Annotated in this window: 3 protein-coding genes; 2 read left to right on the plus strand and 1 reads right to left on the minus strand. The window is 35.0% G+C overall.

Features of this window, described 5'->3' with window-relative positions:
* Positions 1-84: 84 nt before the first annotated feature.
* Positions 85-480 (plus strand): hypothetical protein, encoded by a 396-nt coding sequence (locus V7164_RS16830; RefSeq protein ID WP_335354662.1) that lies wholly within the window; start codon positions 85-87, stop codon positions 478-480.
* Positions 481-509: 29 nt separating this feature from the next.
* Here V7164_RS16830 and V7164_RS16835 read toward each other — a convergent pair whose 3' ends face one another.
* Positions 510-1,091 (minus strand): competence protein ComK, encoded by a 582-nt coding sequence (locus tag V7164_RS16835; protein ID WP_335346084.1) that lies wholly within the window; start codon positions 1,089-1,091, stop codon positions 510-512.
* 191 nt (positions 1,092-1,282) lie between these two features.
* Here V7164_RS16835 and V7164_RS16840 point away from each other — a divergent pair, with 191 nt between their 5' ends.
* A complete protein-coding gene (locus V7164_RS16840; RefSeq protein WP_335354663.1) occupies positions 1,283-1,519 on the plus strand; it encodes an IDEAL domain-containing protein in 237 nt (78 codons plus the stop codon).
* The last annotated feature ends 277 nt before the right edge of the window (positions 1,520-1,796 follow it).

The raw sequence follows: 1,796 nt of genomic DNA on the forward strand, positions 1-1,796 counted from the left end.
ATATTTAAATATAAAATAATTACAGAACACACGTTCCTGTTCGTATAAATTTTATTTTTTGTATAACTAAGGGAGGCATGCATAATGACAAGAATTCCTGAGGAGGATCGAAATATTATTGAGCAGGCTATTTATTTGCCGATGGTACTAACGGTTTTAAATCGGGATCTTAACGTTATTAATAAGAGCCCTTTTAAGCTTAAACAGCCATATCTAAATTTAATTGAGGAGACCATGAAAGTTATTCAAAAGGAATTGAAAGAAGTAAAACAATATATGTATAAAAATAAACTGAAGGTTGAACAGCTGAAGCGGGATGAGGCGTTTACGATGTTCATTTTTCTATATAAGGGCTATGAAGAACAGCATAATTATTTTAATCCCCGTATTCGCAATAGAGTTCAGGAGTTATTAGAATTTTATTTATATCGGCGTCACCTTCACGAATTACAGAGTGAAAAAAAAGTGGGGTACTCATAGGGAATATCCCCTAAGATCACCCTCACTAATTATTTGTACTCCTTTTCTCCTGCACTATACTTGCCAGTATGCTCGGAAGCATTTAGATTTCTTCTTCCGCTAATGAAATACCAGTCCTTTCGCTCTAAATTTTCGATCCTTCTGCTAAGCGTAGTTTTCAACAAAGCCGTTCGTAGTATTTGATTATTAATGGAGTTGTAGGAAACCGGTAAAGTCAAAGTTCTTTTATTGTTAAATAAAATTTTTGTATTGGCTGCGTCTTCACGGCGATGTAAAAGGACATGCTCTTGAGATATCCATATGCATTGAGAGTTAGTCGGAGATGTCGTTGGAAAAAAATAAATGGAGTTTGTGGAGTCTACTGTGATGGGTGCTTTGTGGGTAATTCCTGTAAGTTGTTTAGTCGCCTCTTTCCTGCCCTCATAACTGCTCCCGAAGGAAATACACCCTTTCTTTATTATATCAATAGGTTTAAATGGTGAAACATATTCATCCTCCAGCTCCCAAATTTGCGAGTAAACTTTGCTGCCATATGTTAAAGGCATAATAATCATTGTGTCTGGATTAATTTCATATTCTTCAATCAAAGGGGGAGTTATTATTTTTACCATTACCTCATCTCCTCAAAAGTTATATTCCATCAACCATACCAGATTATTACCAAATAAACTCACTTTCTTCAAAAAGTTCTTAAATTGTTCATAATTTTCATATTCATAAATATTTTTAGAAGATTTCTATAAATTAAGTGAATAAAAAGGAGGAACCCCATATAATAGTAAAAAGCGTTGAGGTGATTTTCGTGAATGAAAAATCATACACAGAGCTGATGAAAAAAAACGCCATGAAAAGGAAAAAGTTGAAGGAATCCTATGTTTTAGATCTTTATATTGACATGTTGCTATCAGAAGTGCTGCTGACAAAGGAAAAAAAGCATCTCATGGAAGAAATTGACCATTCCCTTGATGAAGGCAATAAACCGGCATTTATTCATTTATCAAAGAAGTATATTGAGCTGACAAAGCGATTTGGCACATAATTCTAGAATCTCCCGAAATTACGGGAGATTTATTTAATTTGTAAAAAAGTGATCTGGAATCAGATATTTAATCTAAAATGGTTCCGTAAAAAATTCATGGTGAGGGTTTTTGATGTGGATACTTCTAGACACGTTTCATGAACGCTTCATGGTGAGGGTTTTTCATACGGATGCTCCGGAACGAGTACCATGAACCTTTCATAGTGAGCGTTTTTCATACGGGCGCTCCGAAACGCGAGTCATGAACCCTTCATGGCGAGGGTTTTTCATAAAGGTC

The organism is Bacillus sp. JJ1474 (genome assembly GCF_036965225.1).
Taxonomy (GTDB): domain Bacteria; phylum Bacillota; class Bacilli; order Bacillales; family Cytobacillaceae; genus Cytobacillus.

Bases quoted from the DNA above. Each gene is read 5' to 3' on its own strand.
- V7164_RS16835 (WP_335346084.1), bottom strand. From the start codon at position 1,091: ATGGTAAAAATAATAACTCCCCCTTTGATTGAAGAATATGAAATTAAT.
- V7164_RS16830 (WP_335354662.1), top strand. From the start codon at position 85: ATGACAAGAATTCCTGAGGAGGATCGAAATATTATTGAGCAGGCTATT.